17 protein-coding genes and 1 pseudogene are annotated in these 20185 nt (G+C 40.7%); 14 read left to right on the top strand and 4 right to left on the bottom strand.

Annotated elements, in window-relative coordinates; genetic code table 11:
- Positions 1-10: 10 nt before the first annotated feature.
- Positions 11-265 (top strand): annotated as a pseudogene (locus ACN6MY_RS15380) (carbohydrate ABC transporter permease); the annotation flags it as partial.
- Between the two features lie 33 nt (positions 266-298).
- Positions 299-1804 (top strand): glycoside hydrolase family 32 protein, encoded by a 1506-nt coding sequence (locus ACN6MY_RS15375; RefSeq protein WP_419880980.1) that lies wholly within the window; start codon positions 299-301, stop codon positions 1802-1804.
- A 120-nt stretch (positions 1805-1924) separates the two neighbouring features.
- On the opposite strand, the gene ACN6MY_RS15370 is transcribed toward ACN6MY_RS15375, so the two are convergent.
- Positions 1925-3139 carry a threonine synthase gene (locus tag ACN6MY_RS15370; RefSeq protein ID WP_419880979.1) on the bottom strand — a complete coding sequence of 405 codons (1215 nt, stop codon included), beginning with the start codon at positions 3137-3139 and terminating at the stop codon, positions 1925-1927.
- A gap of 574 nt (positions 3140-3713) precedes the next feature.
- Here ACN6MY_RS15370 and ACN6MY_RS15365 point away from each other — a divergent pair.
- From ACN6MY_RS15365 to ACN6MY_RS15330, 8 genes are all read left to right on the top strand, one after another.
- Entirely contained in the window at positions 3714-5441 is a 1728-nt protein-coding gene (locus ACN6MY_RS15365) for an ABC transporter substrate-binding protein (RefSeq protein WP_419880978.1), read from the top strand.
- Positions 5442-5492: 51 nt separating this feature from the next.
- Entirely contained in the window at positions 5493-6449 is a 957-nt protein-coding gene (locus tag ACN6MY_RS15360) for an ABC transporter permease (protein ID WP_419880977.1), read from the top strand.
- A 14-nt stretch (positions 6450-6463) separates the two neighbouring features.
- The gene (opp4C, locus tag ACN6MY_RS15355) at positions 6464-7387 is read left to right on the top strand and encodes an oligopeptide ABC transporter permease (protein ID WP_419880976.1); all 924 of its coding nucleotides are present in this window, start codon (positions 6464-6466) and stop codon (positions 7385-7387) included.
- 9 nt (positions 7388-7396) lie between these two features.
- Positions 7397-8380, top strand: a complete 984-nt coding sequence (locus tag ACN6MY_RS15350; RefSeq protein ID WP_419880975.1) for an ABC transporter ATP-binding protein — start codon at positions 7397-7399, stop codon at positions 8378-8380.
- Positions 8373-9338: an ABC transporter ATP-binding protein gene (locus ACN6MY_RS15345; protein WP_419884181.1), complete on the top strand. Its 966-nt coding sequence runs from the start codon at positions 8373-8375 to the stop codon at positions 9336-9338. Before ACN6MY_RS15350 ends, ACN6MY_RS15345 begins: the two co-directional genes overlap by 8 nt.
- A 234-nt stretch (positions 9339-9572) precedes the next feature.
- A complete protein-coding gene (locus ACN6MY_RS15340; RefSeq protein WP_419880974.1) occupies positions 9573-10652 on the top strand; it encodes a GerAB/ArcD/ProY family transporter in 1080 nt (359 codons plus the stop codon).
- Positions 10645-11760: a Ger(x)C family spore germination protein gene (locus ACN6MY_RS15335; protein ID WP_419880973.1), complete on the top strand. Its 1116-nt coding sequence runs from the start codon at positions 10645-10647 to the stop codon at positions 11758-11760. Before ACN6MY_RS15340 ends, ACN6MY_RS15335 begins: the two co-directional genes overlap by 8 nt.
- A 21-nt stretch (positions 11761-11781) precedes the next feature.
- Positions 11782-13242, top strand: a complete 1461-nt coding sequence (locus tag ACN6MY_RS15330) for a spore germination protein (protein WP_419880972.1) — start codon at positions 11782-11784, stop codon at positions 13240-13242.
- 87 nt (positions 13243-13329) lie between these two features.
- On the opposite strand, the gene istB is transcribed toward ACN6MY_RS15330, so the two are convergent.
- The gene (gene istB, locus ACN6MY_RS15325) at positions 13330-14091 is read right to left on the bottom strand and encodes an IS21-like element helper ATPase IstB (RefSeq protein ID WP_419880522.1); all 762 of its coding nucleotides are present in this window, start codon (positions 14089-14091) and stop codon (positions 13330-13332) included.
- A complete protein-coding gene (istA, locus tag ACN6MY_RS15320; RefSeq protein WP_419884159.1) occupies positions 14088-15344 on the bottom strand; it encodes an IS21 family transposase in 1257 nt (418 codons plus the stop codon). Before istA ends, istB begins: the two co-directional genes overlap by 4 nt.
- A gap of 495 nt (positions 15345-15839) precedes the next feature.
- On the opposite strand from istA, the gene ACN6MY_RS15315 reads away from it, so the two are divergent.
- Positions 15840-16544 (top strand): CAP domain-containing protein, encoded by a 705-nt coding sequence (locus ACN6MY_RS15315; RefSeq protein ID WP_419880971.1) that lies wholly within the window; start codon positions 15840-15842, stop codon positions 16542-16544.
- A gap of 124 nt (positions 16545-16668) precedes the next feature.
- Here ACN6MY_RS15315 and ACN6MY_RS15310 read toward each other — a convergent pair whose 3' ends face one another.
- The gene (locus tag ACN6MY_RS15310) at positions 16669-16848 is read right to left on the bottom strand and encodes an H-type small acid-soluble spore protein (RefSeq protein WP_419880970.1); all 180 of its coding nucleotides are present in this window, start codon (positions 16846-16848) and stop codon (positions 16669-16671) included.
- A gap of 199 nt (positions 16849-17047) precedes the next feature.
- On the opposite strand from ACN6MY_RS15310, the gene ACN6MY_RS15305 reads away from it, so the two are divergent.
- The 3 genes from ACN6MY_RS15305 to ACN6MY_RS15295 all read left to right on the top strand — a co-directional run bounded on the left by ACN6MY_RS15305 (position 17048) and on the right by ACN6MY_RS15295 (position 19930).
- Positions 17048-17923 (top strand): NAD(P)-dependent oxidoreductase, encoded by an 876-nt coding sequence (locus ACN6MY_RS15305; RefSeq protein ID WP_419880969.1) that lies wholly within the window; start codon positions 17048-17050, stop codon positions 17921-17923.
- A 122-nt stretch (positions 17924-18045) separates the two neighbouring features.
- On the top strand, positions 18046-19032 hold the full coding sequence (locus tag ACN6MY_RS15300) for an aldo/keto reductase (RefSeq protein ID WP_419880968.1): 987 nt from the start codon (positions 18046-18048) through the stop codon (positions 19030-19032).
- A 148-nt stretch (positions 19033-19180) separates the two neighbouring features.
- Positions 19181-19930, top strand: a complete 750-nt coding sequence (locus ACN6MY_RS15295) for a (S)-benzoin forming benzil reductase (protein ID WP_419880967.1) — start codon at positions 19181-19183, stop codon at positions 19928-19930.
- Positions 19931-20185: the final 255 nt, after the last annotated feature.

Raw genomic sequence — 20185 nt, 5'->3', positions numbered from 1 at the left:
CAGCAAACAAAAACCGGCCCTTGCCGCACAGGCCATCTTTGTATTCATGGGATCGTGGAATGATTTCATGAAGCCTCTTATCGTATTATCGGATCCTGATCTTTTCACATTGCCTTTGGGACTGAATTCTTTCAAAGGCCAGTATATCAGTTATTGGAATTATATTATGGCAGCTTCAATGGTCTTTACGCTGCCCGTCCTTTTGATATATGCTTTCTTTAATAAGTATTTCATGAATGGCATTTCCTTCACAAATGATAAATAATCAGATGGCCTTGTGACGAGCAAGGCCATTCTTATGGAAAGAAGGGGCTTTAAATTGGCTGATGAAAAAAATTATGTCATTGAGGCAGAAAAGCATGTTCAAGAAAATGCGGAAAAGGGAAAAAACAGCCCATACAAGATGGCGTATCATATCGTACCACCTGCAAGCTGGATGAACGATCCGAACGGCCTGATTTATTGGGAAGGCTACTACCATGTATTTTTTCAATTTCACCCTTATGATGTAAAAACTGGCTGGATGCACTGGGGCCATGTAAGAAGCAAGGACCTTGTGCATTGGGAAAGGCTGCCGATTGCATTGTATCCGCTTGAAGAATATGATTGTGACGGCTGTTTCTCCGGATGTGCTGTAAATGATAATGGTATACTGACGCTCGTGTACACAGGCAACATTTTCATTGATAAAAAATTGGACGTAGTGGATGAATGCCAGTGCATAGCAACAAGTGTGGATGGCATTCATTTTGAGAAAGATTTGTCAAATCCTGTGATTAACAAACATCCTGAAACCGGGTCCGGCCATTTTCGGGATCCTAAGGTCTGGAAAAAAGACGGATACTGGTATATGGCTGTTGGCACCCGAAAAAATCATACAGGAAAAGTTCTGCTATACCGTTCTGAGTGTTTGAGAAACTGGGATTATATCGGAGTCATGGCGGAAAGTGATGAAGAAAAGGGCTATATGTGGGAATGCCCGGATTTCTTCGAGCTAGAAGGAAAGCAAATTTTGCTTGCATCCCCTCAGGGCATGGAGGCTCGGGGAGATAGCTATCAAAATCTCTATCAATCTGTTTATATGATTGGTGAACTGGATTATCAGAGCGGGAAATATAGCTATCATACCTTTAAGGAGCTCGATGGGGGATTTGATTTCTATGCTCCCCAGACATTCATGGATCATAAAGGCAGAAGGCTGATATTCGCATGGATGGATATGTGGGAATCAAAAATGCCATCACAGAAATATGGCACGGCAGGATCGCTTACCATCCCAAGAGAGCTCGTATTCCGTGAAAATAGGCTTGTTATGAAGCCGGCAGAAGACTTAAAGCTCCTTAGGGGGAAGAAGGCTGATATTCCTGCTTTCATATCAAAAGGGGAGCAACTCATTCCGGAAATTAAGGGAGATACTCTAGAAATATGCGTGTCGTTTGATTTAGCCTCCTCAGATGCCAGTGAATTTGGACTTAAAGTCAGGTGCTCTGAAGACGGAAGGGAAGAAACGGCAGTCAGCTATAGCCAAAAAGATGGTTACCTGACATTCAATAGGAATAAATCTGGAGAAGGAGATGGTGGTGTAAGAAGAGTGAAACTTCAGATGCGTGATGCCGCGGCTTTGACCCTGCATCTCTTTTTGGACAAATATTCCCTCGAGATATTTGCCAATGACGGTGAAGCTGTCATGTCAGGGAGAATCTATCCTAGTCAGGAAAGCCGGGATATTAAGATTTTTTCAGCCAATGGCACACTTTCTGTAGCATCCTTAGAGTGCTGGAACCTAAAAGATATCTGGGCATGAATAGGCAGCCATTCTTTTTTATAATTCTTTTTGAATTCCGCTGCAGGAGTGGACATCTGCAGCGGAATCCACAGTCTGTATTAACAGTGCCAGATTTTAAGGGGATGGCTATTTTGCATGTCAAATAACAATATTCTCCCCCTTTCGTAGCAGGGGCAGTTCTGCTGAAAATAAATCAGGATATTTAATTCCTTGTCCTGTATTCAGGCAGACTACAGTTTCATCTTCTTTTATCCAGTTTCTTTTTCTTAGCTCATATGCCGCTGCAAAAGTTGCAGCACCTTCGGGACAAATGAAATTGCCTTCCAATTCAGCAGCCTGCCGCTGGCTTTTTTGTATGCTTTCTTCACTTACAGAAATGGCATACCCGTTTGTTTCATAAAGTGCCTCCAATACAAGAAAATCGCCAATTGCTTTAGGGACATTGATTCCAAAAGCTTTTGTACTGGATTTCTCCCAGAACTCCGACTCTTTTTTCCTTTCCTTCCATGCCTTGACTATCGGTGCACATCCTTCAGACTGGACGGCCACGAGGCGCGGCAACTTTCCGGTAATCCAGCCTAGTTCCTTTAATTCAAGAAGAGCTTTATATATCCCGATAATCCCCACCCCGCCGCCTGTCGGATATAAAATAACATCTGGCAGATTCCAGTTAAGCTGTTCCGCTATTTCATAGCCCATCGTTTTTTTGCCTTCTATCCGATATGGTTCCTTCAGGGTCGATGCATCATAAAATTCATTTTCACAAACAAGCCTAGCCACGGTCTTTCCTGCATCACTGATCAATCCGTCAATAAGATACAGATGTGCCCCTGCAATGCTTACCTCCACTCTAGTAACGTAAGGGGCATCCTTTGGCATCACCACATATGCTTCAATGCCAGCACGGGACGAATAAAGTGCCCACGCTCCGCCTGCATTTCCGTTTGTCGGCATCGCAAGGGTGCGGACACCGAGTTCCTTCGCTTTAGAAACGCCAACCGAAGCGCCGCGTGCTTTGAAGGACCCTGTAGGAATGATTCCTTCATCTTTCATAAATAAGTTTTTAATGGAATAGCAATGGCCGATATTTTCCGTTTTTATTAATGGTGTAAAACCTTCTCCCAATGTTACAACATGATTCTCATCCAATACAGGAAGAAGTTCATGATATCTCCATAGTGAGAAATCCTTCCGATTGCTTACCTCATCCTTTGTAAGCCTATTTTTTAATTCTTGAAGATGATATTTGACAAGCAAGGGATATCCGCAATGGCATAATTGATGGATGCTATCGACAGAGAATACAGAATGGCATTTTGGGCAGTCAAGATGTGATGCAAAGCTATAGTTCATTTTTGAAACCTCCTTTGGATTTAGGGAATTATTTTCGTTAGTAAATGACATTGGTTAGTTGCTGTATCTTGTTGAATGCCTTTCACTTGAGGAATTAGCCTTGCAGGCGGGAATCAGCAGGAGTAACAGAGCCAAATAAAAAAAGGCTTCCAGCCCAAAACAAAACGGGTCAGAAGCCTTCGGTGGTCCGATTGGCAAAATTCATTTATCTGATAATTCATATTTTAATAGTAAGGAAGAAATATACATCTGTCAATGTGTATTCATTTAACTTACCGGTTAAGTCTGCATTAGAATTGAAAAGATGGACTTATTACTTAAAAAGTATTTTTAATAAATGCCATCTAAGCATCTATATAGAATTTGTGACAGATTTTGAAAAGTTTCGCAGAGATACAGGCAGAAGGATGTCCGGGCCGCCAGGATAGAAGTGCTTAAAACCATATTAGCAGCAATAATTAATAGGGCTTTTAAAAAGCGGTTGACATATTAGGGAAAAGCAGATAATATATACAAGGTTTATAAAACCAATAGGATTTGTCGGTTTTATAAAAAGATATACATACTATTAGGGGTGAACAGGTTGAAAAAAAGTCTTATAGGTATCACCAGCGCCATTTTACTTTCCTTGATGTTATCTGCTTGTGCAATGAACAGCTCAAGTGAAAAGGAACCTCAAAGCGGCAGTAATCAGAAAAGCACCGCCAATGTAAAAAGCACGGACTCAAAGAGTTATAGGGCAAATAATATGTCTGCCCTTCCTGCTAAATCCAAAGCCCGGAAAGATACATTCATTGCTGGAATTTCAGCACCAGGTGGAGTATTCCTGCCATACTTCTATGAAAATGGCTGGGATGGAAATGCTACTGACCCAATTTTTGCACCATTGGTTAACCTCGATAAAGACGGAAAACCAGTTGGGATTTTGGCAGAAAAATGGGATGTTTCAAAGGATCAGCTTACATATACCTTCCATTTGAGAAAGGGATTAAAATTCAGCGATGGTTCTCCTTTAACTGCTGATGATGTAGCTTTCACATTAACACTGCTTCATGATCCGGCCTATTCAGGAGGCCAGGATATTTCCCTGGCCAGCATTAAAGGCGGAAAAGCATATAAAGAAGGCAAAGCCAAAAGTATAGAAGGAATCAAAGTCATCGATAAAGAAACTATTGAAATTACGACTGATAAAGTAAATGCCAAATCTCTTCTTCTCCTGGGCGGCCAGGTTTTATCTAAGTCCTACTACGGAAAAGACTATCAATATGGCAAACTGGATTATTTGAAAAATCTTTATCCTAAACCGCTTGGTGCTGGTCCTTACAAGTTCGAAAAGTATGTTCCAGGCCAGGAAATCCGCTATACGGCTAATGAAAACTATTATGCTGGAGCACCAAAAACAAAACATTTGATCTTCAAAATTATTGATAAATCAACATCGCTGCAGCTGTTTGAGACAGGGGAGCTTGATTATGCTGGCTTCTCTGCTGATGATGATACAGTTGAACAGCTTAAGAGCCTTGGATTCGCAAATATTCAAGTTTCCCCTGTAAATGATTACGGGCTGGTATATGTGAATAACACCCATCCTCAATTCAAGGATAAAGCAGTACGGCAGGCCCTTATTTACGGCTTGGACCGCCAAAAGATCGTGGATGTGAAATTCAAAGGCTACGGTCAGGTGGCGAACATCCCTGTATCGCCTGTTTCATGGGCTTATGATGATAAAGGCATTAATCCGTTTGAATATAACAGCAAAAAGGCGAAAGAACTGCTTGACGGGGCTGGATGGAAGAAAGGGAAAAATGGCATCCGCGAAAAAGAAGGCAAGCCATTTGTCATCCACTACCTGACAGCAGATGCAGAAGATCCGTTCATTCCGATTGCCAAAGAAAATTACCAGGATATCGGAATTAAATTCGAGCCTGAAATCATGGACTTTAATGCCCTTGTTTCAAAGCTGAATAAAAAGGATTATGACTTTGCGGCAGTTTCAACCTCTCAAATCCTTGATCCAAGTGATACAGTTGAGGAACTGGCGGCAAACAATCCCAATAATGCTGCAGGATATTCTAACCCAAAAGTGGATGACCTGATTCAAAAAGGCCTTTCTACACTGGATATTGAAAAAAGAAAGAGCATATATCATGAGCTTTATAAAGAATTAAATGATGATCCTCCATATATATTCTTGAATTATCGCCAAAGTGCACGCGCGGTGAGCGGGAAGGTAGAAGGGTTGAATCCTGACAATTATACAGGCATTAGTGCCAGCTTGCCGAACATCTCAATTACTAAATAAAAGGAGAAGTGCCTGGCATAGCCAGGCACTTTCATTATGGAGGAGAGCGTGATGAAACAGTATGTCCTGCAGAGGTTTCTGCAGATGATTGTCATTTTATTCGGAACATCTTTTATCATCTTTTTTCTTTTTGCCATGCTTCCTGGAGATTATATTGATTCAAATATCAATTTGACCCCTGAAAGGGCCCATGAGCTAAAAGCGCTGTACGGCCTTGATCAGCCCGTCCTAAAGCGGTATTTTACCTGGCTTGGAAATGCGATTCATGGAGATTTCGGCTATTCGCTCAAGCATCAGGAAAAGGTAACTTCCCTGCTTAATAAATATGTCTGGAACTCTTTTATTATCGCTCTGCTTGCTTTGATCCTTACATGGACCATCGCATTGCTTACCGGTGTGCTGTCTGCGATTAAGCAGTACTCCTGGTTTGATGGAATCGTAACTTTCTTTGTATTTGCCGCGATGAGTTTTCCGTCATTTTTTATTTCATTGCTATTTATTAAATGGTTCGGGGTAGACCTGCAGATCCTGCCGATTGGAGGCATGATTGATACCGGAAGCGAGGCCGGGGGATTAGCGCATATCCTGGAAGTAGTTAAGCATATGATTCTGCCAGTTGCAGTCCTGACCCTGCTTTCGATCGGTTCATTGACCCGCTATTTCAGGACAGGAATGCTCGAAGTGGTTCGCCAGGATTTTATTAGAACAGCCCGTGCCAAGGGTCTGAAGGAAAGAACCGTCATTTTTAAACATGCGTTAAGAAACGCGATTCTTCCTGCAATCACTCTGCTTGCATTTGAACTTCCCGGTCTCTTTTCGGGTGCCATCATTATTGAACAGATTTTTAATTGGCCTGGCGTAGGCAAAATTCAGCTTGAATCAGTCGGATTCAGGGATTATCCAGTACTCATGGCATTCACGCTTTTCCTTTCAAGCTTAACGATTATCGGGAATTTCCTTGCGGATATAACCTATGCAGCAGCAGATCCAAGGATAAGGCTGAAATAAAGGAGGGATAAAGAGTGGAGACAGGTAAAATCGTTGTACAAAAAGAGAAAACAAGCAGCACATTAAAAACACCAACATTATGGAAACAAACCTTCAAAAGGCTTAAAAAAAATAAGTTGGCCACAATCAGTCTGGTGCTTCTGATAATCATGTTTTTGCTTAGTTTCATAGGTCCGTATTTTTCACCATATCTGCTTGACAGGACCAATACGGCAGAAATTAACCAGCCTCCAAGCACAACACATTGGTTTGGAACAGATACCTACGGCAGAGATGTTTTGACAAGGCTAATGATGGCCGGACAAATATCACTCACAATCGGTCTCGCTTCCATGTTTTTATCGATTATTATTGGCTCGCTCCTGGGTGCAGTATCCGGCTTTTACCGGGGGATTGCTGATATGGTCATTATGCGCGTGGCAGACATTTTAATGAGCATACCCGGCTTGCCGCTCCTTTTGATCATGGGAGCCATCCTTTCTGAATGGAAGGTACCTGCTGAATACAGGCTTTATATAATCATGATCATGCTAAGCTTCGTTGGCTGGCCAGGGCTGGCAAGGCTTGTCAGGGGACAGATTCTTACATTGAAGGAACAGCCTTTCATGATGGCCACAGAGGTTTTGGGGCTTAGCGACAAAAGGAAAATCCTGCATCACCTGATTCCAAATACTGTGCCCCTCCTGCTTGTTGTAGCCACTTTGAATGTAGCGGGATCTATTTTAAGTGAATCAGCACTGAGCTTCCTTGGACTTGGCGTGGTTCCGCCTACTCCTTCATGGGGCAATATGATGGACGCAGCCAATAATTTCATGGACTTCAGAAAACGTCCCTGGCTTTGGATCCCGCCAGGCACTGCGATTTTTTTGACAGTCGTCTCGATTAATCTCCTGGGTGACGGGCTGAGGGATGCTCTTGATCCGAAAATGAGAAGGTAGGGAAATGGAATGGAAGAAATGTTATTGGAAGTGAACGGCCTGCATACTAATTTTGATACAGAAGGCGGGACAGTAAGGGCTGTGAATGATGTCAGTTTTTCTATCCGCAAGGGAGAGACGGTTTGCCTTGTCGGTGAATCTGGATGCGGCAAAAGCATCACATCCCTATCCTTAATGCAGCTTATACCGGAAAATGGGAGTATTACAGGAGGAGAAGTTTATTTTAAAGGAAGAAATTTATTAAAACTCAATAAAAAAGAAATCAGGCGAATCAGAGGAAACGAAATAGGCATGATCTTTCAGGAGCCAATGACGTCACTGAATCCTGTTTTTACGATTGGCGAGCAAATGATTGAACCGCTTCAGGAACACCTTTTGCTAAGCAAAAAAGAGGCTTACAAACGGGCTATGGAGCTTATCAGTTTAATGGGGATTCCTAATCCTGAAAAAATAATCAATATGCACCCTCATGAACTGAGCGGAGGCATGCTGCAAAGAATCATGATCGCAATCGCCATCAGCTGCGATCCTCAGCTGATTATTGCAGATGAACCAACAACCGCTCTTGATGTTACGATTCAGGCGCAGATTCTGGACATTCTTCGCAACATTAAGGAAAAATTTCAAACATCCCTGCTGATGATTACCCATGATCTTGGCGTGGTTGCTGAAATGGCAGATTATGTGGTGGTTATGTATGCAGGGAAGGTCGTGGAAGAAGGAAGTGTGATGGATATATTTAAAAATCCAAAGCATCCGTACACAAAAGGATTATTAAAGGCTAAGCCGGTGATTGGCGAAAGAAAAGAGCGTTTGTATACGATTGCTGGCCAGGTGCCTAATTTAGTAGACCTAAAAGAAGAATGTTACTTCGCTGACCGCTGCGAGCACAGCATGGATATCTGCCGCCTGCAGCAGCCTTCTTTCACGGAATTATCCTCAAACCATAAAGCAGCATGCTGGCTGTATGAAGGGACTGAAAATCATGGCTGAGACCCTGCTCGAGGTTACCAACCTTAAAAAGTATTATTCATCTTCTAAAGGAATGTTTAATAAATCAGCGGAGCCTGTTAAAGCAGTGGACGGAGTCAGCTTTACGATTGAAAAAGGCGATGCATTCGGCCTTGTAGGGGAATCGGGAAGCGGAAAGTCGACAATTGGGAAGACGATTCTCCGTCTGCATGATAAAACGGAAGGTGACGTGAAGTTTAAAGGAAAGGATGTTTTTTCTCTTTCCAAAAAGGAGCTTAAAAGTCTCCGTGTTCAAACGCAGCTTATTTTCCAGGATCCTTTCAGCTCATTAAATCCAAGAATTCGTGTAGGAGACGCCATCGGTGAAGCGATGGTGGAGCATGGTCTTGCCACAAAAAAAGATGTGCGGGCCAAGGTGCTTCAAGTAATGGAAATATGCGGTCTGTCGTCATATCAAATTGACAGGTATCCACATGAATTTTCCGGGGGGCAGAGGCAAAGGATTGTCATTGCAAGAGCCATGGCCCTGAATCCGGAGTTTATTGTCATGGATGAGCCTGTTGCAGCATTGGATGTTTCCATCCAGGCGCAAATCATCAATTTATTCAGTGACTTAAAACAAAAACAAGGCTTGTCATACCTTTTTATTTCCCATGATTTAAGTGTAGTCGAACACCTTTGCACTAAAATTGCCATTATGTATTTGGGGAATATCGTTGAGTTTGGAACCAAGGAGGATTTATTTTCAAATCCGCTTCATCCTTATACAAAAGCCTTACTGTCTGCTGTACCAGTTCCTGATCCTGCAATAAAACGGGAACGCATCATTTTAAAAGGAGATATCCCAAGTCCTGTTGACCCCCCATCTGGATGTAAATTCAGGACAAGATGCCCGATGGCTGAGGAAATCTGCGCTAGTGCGGTGCCTAAATATAGAGATCAAGGCAATGGACATTTTGCTTCATGCCATTTTGTCTGAATAATTAATTGCCCATAATGCATAGTATATGAGAATGAATAGGATATTGTAAAGCCTGCTGCCGTGGATGATAGGTCCATATGCAGCTGGCTTTTTTTATGTTATGAATCTTTCCGTGAGAACTGGGGCAATGTCATTAATTCCCTTGAGTAAGTTTTGCTAAAAGGAAAAATACTATTAAAATCGAACAAGATTACAGACTTCTCAAGTAAAAGAGAGACAAGGGTGATTGCATTGAAAGAGAAGCTGCATCATATCCATCTGGTTCTATTTATATATTCCATCCAATTCGGTGTAACCATTTTCTCACTGCCAGGTATACTTGCCAGAGAATTCGGGACCAATGGCTGGATTGCAATATTCCTCATCTTCTTCGTCGTTTTATTGGGTATTTTTCTGATAGGTGCGTGTTATCGACTTTCAGATGGCGACTTTCTCAGTACACTTGAAACTTCCTTGCCGGGATTTTTATCTTCGTCCCTATTTTTAGTATTGGCAGTCATATGGTCCTTGTATGGCTGCGTGATTGGCAAGCAATACATCATGATATTTCAAATGATTACCTTTCCCACGACATCTCCCATGCTGCTTAAATTAGCCTTTGCTGTTCTGACGTATCTGCTGGTAATCAAAGGTTTATATAATATTTCGAAAATCTCTACCATTATATTTTTCATTACCATCTGGATGCTCGTTCTTCTTGTGTATCCGTTTCAGGAAATGGACCTTTCCCGGTATACTCCTTTTTTCTTTAAAGACGGAGGACATTGGACAAGGGGGAGTATTTCGGTGTTTGCTTCTTTCCTTGGTTATGAGCTCTCCCTTTTATTTTTCCCATTCGTCAATAAAGAAAGCAAATTTGTGCGTTCACTTATCCTTGGCAGCTTAGTAACTACCCTTATATACGGAATAATATGTGTGGTTTGCTTTGGTTTTTTTGGTTATACATATTTAAAGGTATTGTTATTTCCTTTTATGGACTTATTGTCAAATGTCGAACTGCCGTTTGTGCAGAGGATTGAAAATCTCCTGTTCGCATTATTCTTCTTTAAAGTGCTGATTACCGTTGTTCTGTATTACTGGGGAGCAAAAGAATGTGCAAAAAGGGTGTTTAAGAAAACAAACGAAAAAAGGATATCTTTTGTCATTGTAACGCTTACGTATCTAATATCATTTTATTTTCAGACCATGGATGATGTGAATTCATGGCTCATGAAGCTTTCAAATATAGAAGCGGCTGTATGTTTCCTGCTGCCTCTTTTAGGAATTGCCCTCCTTTTATACAGAAAAAGAAAGAGGGAATATTATGGATAAACGGATAATCGTCACATTAGCAGCCCTTTTTCTTGCCGGCTGCAGCGACCAGAAGATATTGGAGGAGCAGGGGCTGGTTCAGGCGGTTTCGTATGATTTGGCAAAAAAACGACACGGATCAGATATACAGCCAATACATGTCGGAATAGCCATACCGATTATGAAAGGCGGCAGTTCCTCACAAAAAAACCTGGAGGCTGTCGCCAGAAGCAGTAAAGAAGCGAGATCTCTGCTGACTTCACAGACTGAGTGGAATTTAGTCAGCGGCCAGCTGCGGACTGCACTGATAGGAAGAGATGTTGCTGAACAGTCTATTTGGAAGCATTTAGATACTCTTGAGAGAGAGCCTTCTGTCAGCCAAAGGGTAAAGCTGGCCTTAGTAAAACAAAATGCATATGATTTGATGTCTTCTGATTTTAAAACTGGAAGCGGGACATTCTCTTATCTTGATAAGCTTCTTGAAAAAGGGGTGAAAAACAATGTGATCCCTGAAGTCACACTATATAAATTTGCCAGGGACTATTATGAAGATGGAATTGATCCTGTGATGCCGATACTTGTCAAAAAAAACAGCTCCATTGATTCGGATGGAATAGCATTGTTCCGCGGTGACAGTTATATCACGAGTCTTAAGCATTCTCAAGGAATTACTTTTACCATACTCACAGACCGGATCCACACGGGACAGGTGAATATAGAAATACCAAGCTCTGGTAAATCCCAGGCAGAGTTTGCAGCAATGAGAATTATCAAAAGCTATAAAAAAGCCAAAGTGGTACGGACAAAAACTGCAGAACGTTTTACGGTTCATATTTCAATTAAATTAAAAGGATCAGTTATTGAGTATTTGGGAAAGAAAGACTTAAGCAGTGAAAAAGACAGAGTCTATCTTGAAGCAGTAATGGCAAAACAAATTGAAAAAGACATGGTGAAGATTGCTGAAAAAACAAAGAAGTATTCCACAGATAGCTTGGGAATAGGAAGGTATGTTAAAAACAGCATGACGTATAAAGAGTGGAAAAACATGGATTGGAGAAAAATTTATCCAAAAACGAATGTGGTATTTCATGTTCGAATCATGATCAAGGATTATGGAAAAATTAAATAAAGGAAGAAAGGAGAGGAGGAAATGGATCTCTTTAAGCAGAAAGGTAAAATTCATACTAATGCAAAAGAAACCCGCAATAAGGCTCCATCTATGGAAGAAACATTACTTGAATTTAAAGATTGTGCAGATTTAAAAACAGTTTCCGTTGTGCAAGGCAATATAGATTATGTATATATCGATAATATTGGCAATGAAACAAAGATCAAAGAATACCTTACAGACATCTTCGACTATGGTTCGCAAGATTCGATTGAAAAAGCCCTTAAGGATACAAGGTATAAAGAAATAACACAAACAAGTGACCTATATAAAGACATCTTAAATGGAAATGCTGCTATTTTTCATGGAGGAAAAGCTTATAGTGTGAATATATTTGGCCCGGAGACACGCCCTGTAAACGAATCAGGAACAGAAACGGTTATTACGGGTCCTCACGAAGCGTTTAATGAGTCCCCAGGAAAAAGCTTGGGGCTTATCCGCAGACGGGTTAAAAGCACACATCTTAAGATCGTTAAATTGCAGGTAGGAGAGATTTCAAAAACGGATGTGTATGTTGCTTATATAAAGGATATTGTGAATATGGAATTTGTCGAGCTGCTGAAAAAGAGGCTCCTTAACATAGAAATCGACGGGATTCATGACTCTAACATGCTGTCTCAAATGATTGACGAAAATCCTTATTCGGTTTTTCCGCAATATTTGACAACTGAAAGACCAGACAGTGCGGCTTCTAAATTAATTGCAGGCAAGATAATCATCTTAATGGAAGGAAGTCCTTCTGTCATTGTCGCACCCACCAGTTTTTTTGATTTCTTTAATTCGCCTGATGATTATTATCAAAGGTGGACACAGGCTTCCTTTTTAAGGATCCTGCGCTATATAGCTTTTTTAATTACAGTTTTATTTACAGCCTTTTATGTTTCCATTACCACCTACCATTATGAAATGGTTCCGCACGATTTGCTGCTGACCCTGATTGAATCGAGGAGCCGCGTTCCTTTTCCTCCGCTTCTTGAAGCGATCATAATGGAGGTGACGATAGAATTATTGAGAGAGGCAGGCGCCCGGCTTCCTACCAAAATTGGCCAGACTATAGGCATTGTTGGCGGTATTGTTATCGGGCAATCAGCCGTTGATGCAGGTTTTACAAGCAATATATTAATTGTGGTTGTTGCAATATCCGCCATTTCATCTTTTGTTGTTCCGAGTTATATAATGAGCGGGGCAATTCGTCTAATCAGGTTTGGAATTATCCTTCTTGCGGGAATATGGGGCAACTTTGGCATTGTTGTGGGTGTTGCATTCGTTCTTATACATATGTCCCGCATTACGAATTTAGGCACTTCCTATCTTAATCCAGTTTCTCCTATGTTTTTTAATGATATAAAAGATGTTTTGATTAGGGCCCCATTTTCCATGATGAAAACAAGGCCTGTATCCTCTAAAACAAAAAACATTATACGCAATAAAATGAAAAAATAAGAGCATCATCCCAAGAGATAAAATATATGTCAACGTCGGTTTATTTTTCCCCATTGTCATCGGAATAAAAGTCCCCATTTATATCGGTTACTCAGTTACTTTGGCTGGGAACATTCCAGCCTTTTTCTTTTCTTTGAGGCGATAGGACTCTCCTTTGATATTAAAAGTGACAGAGTGATGAAGGAGTCGATCTAGAATCGCTGTAGCTAAAACATCATCCCCAAATACTTTTCCCCATTCAATAAATGATTTATTAGATGTTAAGATCATTGCCCCATTTTCATATCGTTTGGACACCACCTGAAAAAAGATATTGGCTGTTAGTTCATCAAATGGAAAATATCCTACCTCATCGATGAGGAGTAAATTGGGGCGGCTCCATTTGTTAACTAAGCGATGGAGAGTTCCTTTTGATTCTGCCTTTCGGCATTCTGATACCAATTCATCAGCCGTTAAAAATAACGCAGTGTATCCTTGTGTAATAGCTTCTACGGCAAAGGATATCGCTAAATGGGTTTTTCCTACACCTGGTGGACCTAATAGAATCCTATTTTCCCCGTTTGCGATGTACCTACAAGTCAAGGTTTCCTTCACACGCTGTTCACTTACACTAGGCTGAAACGTATACTCAAAATCATGGATGTTCTTCATGTAAGGAAGCTTGGCGCTCTTCATCCTCTTGGACAAGAGATTCCCCTGTCTAGCTTCAGTTTCTCTCAAAACAAGAGTGTGCAAAAAATCAAAATATGATACATTATTTCTAGAAGCGTTCTCTAAAAGATCATCTAATTGGTTGGCTATTTCCTGCCAACCAAGATTCTCTAGCTGCTCTTCGAGTTGGTTTTTCATATTGAATCACCTTCTTCCAGAGCAGCATAAGAAGCTAGAGAACGTGTTTCAACAATAGGAGTAGGGACATTTCCAGAATCTTTGGCCGCCAAACCAGTGGGATTCTGATGTTCCTGCTCTTTTCCTGTTTTGTGTAATCCTTCATAATGCTCTAGCTTCACATGAACACTCGTTTTACCCGTTAAAATAGGGTGTTGAGCCACGCACTCCTTCTCATCATAGATTTCAATTTGATGATCCAAGGTTACTTTAACCTTTACTTTGTGGCCCGCATACCGGAAAGGGACAGAATACTTTTTGCCTAAATAAGAGATGAAACAATCCCGGCTTACTTCACGTATCTCCCAATGACTAGTCGGGAAGAGGGGTTTTGTTCCCCAAGTCTGAAGAAACCTTTGTTCGTGTTGTAGGCGTTGAACCGGTGGTTCATTAGTTGTTTGATTCTTCTTTTGATTCGCTGTTTGATCAAGCCATATACGGATATCATGATTTAAGGCGTATATTGTAGGTTCATGTTTTCTTTGGAAGAAATTATTCTTTACATATAGAACCGTTCTTTCCACTTTCCCCTTGGTTTGTGGACGATGAGGTTTACATGCTTTTGGGATGATTCCATAATAGGCTAGAAAATCTTCAAACGTTCTATTAAATCGAATCTCTACTGGACTATGCTTCGTGACGACTGTTTTCATATTGTCATAGAGAATCTGTTCCGGTAGACCGTTAAAGTATGCAAAGGCATTCATGTGACATTTCATCAGTGTTTCTAATTTCATATCTGTTGTAAACTCCACATATTTCATTCTGGAATAACTTAAAACCATGATGAATGCATAAACTTTTTGAAGCTTACCATCTACTTCATACATACCTACATCCGCCCAATCCATCTGAGCTTGTTTTCCTGGTGCTGTTTCAAATCGTACAGTGGCTTGTTTTTTCGGTTGAACCCGATAGGGTTTTATAAACTCTCGGAGGATAGTTGTTTTCCCCTCGTATCCCATGGCTTGAATTTCCTCAAATAGAACCATGCAATTTGTCGTTCCTTCTTGAATCCTTTGAAGAAGATAAGGCTTAAATGTTTCTAATTTACTCTCCCTAACCTTACGCTTAGATGATTGAGGTAATTGATCTTGATTTATGTATTTACTTACTGTTTTACGATCAAACCCTGTCTCTTCAGCTATAGCTGTTTTTGTCCATCCTTTTTGATGTAATTCTCTTATCATAAAAAATTCCCCAGTCTTCAGCATCGTCTCAAACACTCCAACCCTCTTAAGTGATGAGACAATTATCTGTTATTATTGGGGAATTTTAAACCGCTGATATTGGGTATTTTAGCACCGTTGATGACAATATACAGAGTGTAATGAAGGGTCCTTTAAAAAGGGCCTTTTTCGTTACATCAAATTAAGGTATTGTAACAAAAAAGTAAACTATATTACAGCAAATAAGGACGTTAAAAAGCTGTCAATCCTGAGTTTTTGGTGAAAAGATGGGAATAGTTTAAGTGTTTTTCCAATAGAAGAAAAAATAGTGAATGAATAAGATTGCTAGAGAAATTTGCTGGAAGCTTGCTAGCTTAACTCTTCCTTCTAGAAAAACAGTAAGTTAGCACTTTCCTCTCTCCAATTTGGTTTATTTGTTTTTGCAATGGAAAAACATGGTCGTTTTATTACAAAAAATGCATGTTACGATAACTGTGCAAGAAACAAACAACCAAAGAATTAACGGGGAGGAAAATATACATGAAAAAGAAAATGATTTTCTCAGCAGCAGCTGCAGCAGCAGTAATCCTATCAGGTGCAGGGTTCAACCAAGCTAGTGCCGCTACTCAGCCTTGTCCGCAAGCCAAACCGGTTTCATTCCAGGTTACTAATCAGCAGGACATCCAAAAAATATTAAATCAGTATATGAAGCAATACAATGTACAGATGTCAGCAAATGCTGCACCACAATCACAACAGGCAGCTCCAGCACAACAGGCAGCTCCAGCACAACAGGCAGCTCCAGCAAAGGCAGCAGCTCCAAAGCAGGAAGCAGCTAAACCAGCATCTTCTTCTGATTCTTCTTCTTTAAGCCAGTATGAAAAAGAAGTAGTAGATCTTACCAATGCAGAACGTACAAAGCAGGGATTAAAACCGCTTGCAGTAGATACAGAGCTTAGCAAGACTGCTAGATTGAAATCACAGGATATGAAAGATAAAAAATACTTTGATCATAACAGCCCAACTTACGGATTTCCTTTCGACATGATGAAGAAATTCGGTATCAGCTATAAATATGCCGGAGAAAACATCGCTATGGGACAGCCTACTCCTAAAGAAGTTGTAACAGCTTGGATGAACAGCGAAGGCCACCGTGCTAACATCCTAAACGCTAACTTCACTCACATCGGTGTTGGATATGTAGCTTCAGGCAATTACTGGACTCAGCAGTTCATCGGTAAATAATATAATAATTATAGGTAAAGCCAAATCGTCCGCGGTTTGGCTTTTTTTGATGTAATAAGTTTTCTATAAGAAGAGTTCCTGTATAATAAATCCACCATCCTGTATGCCAGGATGATGGCACTCGTCATATTTCTTCTAATTCGGAAATAGCCACATCCGATTTTTCTCCTCCAGGTCCTCTTAAATGGACTGTTGCTGTATTTCCATCTTCGTTGATTCCGTCAATCCATACTGAAACACCATGATAATGCACATTAATTTCTGCAGAAGAAGATAATATTTGCTTGATTCGTTTTTGATCCATACTGATCAGCTCCCTATAAAGACATATAACTATTATTTGAAGTGAAACTGTGTTTTATTCATTTTGAAAAAATGGAGCAAATGTTTTGACTTTGTAAGCTTGCCTATCCATTATGGTGAATAAAGACAGAAAATAAACTTTTTTTACATATGTTTTTTTTGCTGTAAATAACAGATGATATTTCATGGGAGGTAACTATATGAAAAAAATTGGCTGGATAGGACTTGGAAGCATGGGAATGCCCATGGCAAAAAATTTATTAAAAGCCGGATTGCCGCTATTTGCCTATAATAGGACTGCTGAAAAAGCAGAAACACTTTCAAAAGATGGTGCAAAAGCTTTGTCATCGCCAAAAGAAACAGCTGAACAATCTGACATTATTATTACCATGCTTGCAAATGCATCAGCTGTAAAGGATGTATTAGAAGGAGAAGAAGGCATGCTTGCCGGCCTTAATTCAAATAAGATTGTAATTGATATGAGTACCGTGAGCCCAGAAGATTCAAAAGTGTTTGCTGAAAAGGTCCGGAAGGCAGGCGCCCATTTTATCGATGCGCCTGTATCAGGATCTGTCAAGCCGGCAGAAGATGGTACGTTATTGATCCTGGCAGGCGGGGACAAACAAGATGTAGAGCAAGTCCAGTATATTTTTGATGTATTAGGAAAAAAAACCATTTTCTTTGGGGAAAATGGAAAAGGCAGTGCCGCCAAACTATCCATTAACCTGCTCCTTGGTGTGGCCGTTCAGGGGATTTCTGAAGCCATGCTGCTGGCTGAAAGTGCTGGTTTAAACAAAAATGATGTCATTGAAATGATTTCAGAATCTGCTGTTAATACGCCAATTTTCCAAATGAAAAAAGAATCTTTTTTGAAAGAAGATTTTCCTGCTGCATTCATGCTTGAGCTTATGTCAAAGGATTTAGGGCTAATAACCGATGAAGCAGAAAAGAACCATATAGGGCTCCCGCTCGCTAAGGCTGCAGATAAAGTGTATGCATCTGCTAAGGAAAATGGCAAAGGAAAAATGGATCTTGCCGCGGTCTTTCTTGAACTGAAGCAAGGAACACGTATTTAATAAATCGCAGGCTATTCTTAACGGACTTGCCAGAAACTTTGTATTCAGAAAGCTTCAAATGGTAAAAAGTGAATCATTGAAAAAGGATTATCAAATTGGCCTATAGGAAAGGGGATCGTATCATGGAAAAACGCAAACTGGGTTCAGAAGGCTTGGAGGTTTCTTCGTTAGGACTAGGATGTATGGGTATGTCTGACTTTTATGCAGACAGAAATGACGATGAATCCATTGCCACTATTCAATATGCACTGGAGCTCGGAGTTAACTTTTTGGATACTGCAGATATGTATGGGGTAGGGAAAAATGAAGAACTTGTCGGCCGAGCCATTAAGGATCGCCGTAATGAAGTAATTCTTGCTACAAAATTTGGGAATGTCCGGGGGGCGGATGGCAGCTTTTTAGGTGTCAACGGAAGGCCGGAGTACGTAAAACAGGCATGTGATGCCAGTCTGAAGCGTCTTGGTGTGGATTATATTGATTTGTATTATCAGCATCGTGTAGATCCCGATACGCCGATTGAAGAAACAATCGGTGCGATGTCCGATTTGGTCAAGGCGGGAAAAATCCGCTATATCGGCATGTCTGAAGCTGCTGCTGAAACCATTCGCAGAGCCCATAAAATTCATCCAATTTCCGTTTTGCAGACAGAATACTCATTATGGAGCAGAGATGTTGAAGACGAAATTTTACCGGCCGTCATGGAGCTCGGCATTGGATTTGTTCCATACAGCCCGCTCGGACGCGGCTTCCTAACAGGACAGATCCAAAAGTTTGAAGATTTGGCTGAAGATGATTACCGCAGATTTTCACCAAGGTTTCAGGGCGAAAATTTCAACAAAAATATTAGCTTAGTGAAAAAAATCCAGGACATTGCCAATGACAAAGGCTGTGAAGCTTCACAGCTTGCATTGGCCTGGATCCTTGCGCAAGGCGAGCATATTGTTCCGATTCCGGGAACAAAAAGAAGAAAATACTTAAAGGAAAATGTTGAAGCTGTTAATATCAAGTTAAGCAATGCGGAGCTTGATGCCATCAATGAAGCAGCCCCAAAGGGAGCTGCAGCAGGACAGCGTTACCCTGAGGCAACAATGAAGGGCGTTAACATATAGGCTTTGATAACCTCTCTGGACGGTGATTCAGGGAGGTTTTTTTGCGTAAAGCTAATGAATTTTTTACATGAATGGAACGTTAATGTTACCATTGAAGCATGAAGGAAAGATTCAGCTGATAAAAAAGTGAAAGGCGGGGGATATGTTTATGAAAACCTATATCATTACCGGCGCTTCAAAAGGCCTGGGAGCTGCTATTGCAGAGCAATGCTTCAATGAGGGCAATCATTGCATTTTAATATCTCGGACAAACAATTTGGATTTAGAACAAAAAGCCAGACAAAAAGGAACGAAGATTACGTACATAGCTGCTGATCTGAAAGAGACGGAAAAGCTTGAAGCACTCATGGACATCGTTTTTTCTGAGGTGGGCAATACAAAAGAGTTATATTTAATTAATAATGCAGGCATTGTAAACCCGATTAAACCTGCAGGATTTTTGGAGCAGGAAAAAATGGAGCTTAGCATGAAGGTGAATTTCCTCGCTCCTGTTATTCTTTCAAACAGCTTTATTAATAGAACGAGACATATGGATATCAAAAAAATCATTGTGAATATCTCATCCGGGGCTGCTAAAAATCCTTATCATGGCTGGTCAGCATATTGCAGCACGAAGGCAGGACTTGAAATGTTTACAAGAACTGCGGCGTTAGAACAAACCGGAGAACCGAATCCAACCGTCCTGATATCCTTTTCGCCAGGTATTATGGATACAGAAATGCAGGCTGACATCCGTGAAGCTGACGAGAAGGATTTTGCAGAGTCCTCACGTTTCAAGGATTACAAAGAAAACGGCATGCTCAGGACACCTGCCCTTGTAGCGGAAAAAGTAATGGACCTGCTTCAATGGACACAGCTGCAAAATGGCAAATTTTACGATATTAAAGAAATGCTTTAACAAGAAGCAACAACCAAATGCCAGAAATCGAGCAATTATGCCTTAAGAGTGCATAATTGCTTTTTTAAGGAATACGGTTACTTTTACCTCTTTTTGAATCAAGGATCACTGCGGCTGTTGTGAAAAATTGGCTCTACTTTAAAGATTGTTGTTTTTTAATTGGTTCTGTGAGGCGATCCCATTGTTAAATCAACCTCCATGTTCCATAGCAACAAAGCTTTCAAAAATGAAAAAAACACAAGATAACGCCATAAA

This window comes from Peribacillus sp. B-H-3 (assembly GCF_048572925.1).
In the GTDB taxonomy this organism is placed as follows: Bacteria; Bacillota; Bacilli; order Bacillales; family DSM-1321; genus Peribacillus.
This window is presented reverse-complemented; position numbering and strand designations above follow the sequence as displayed.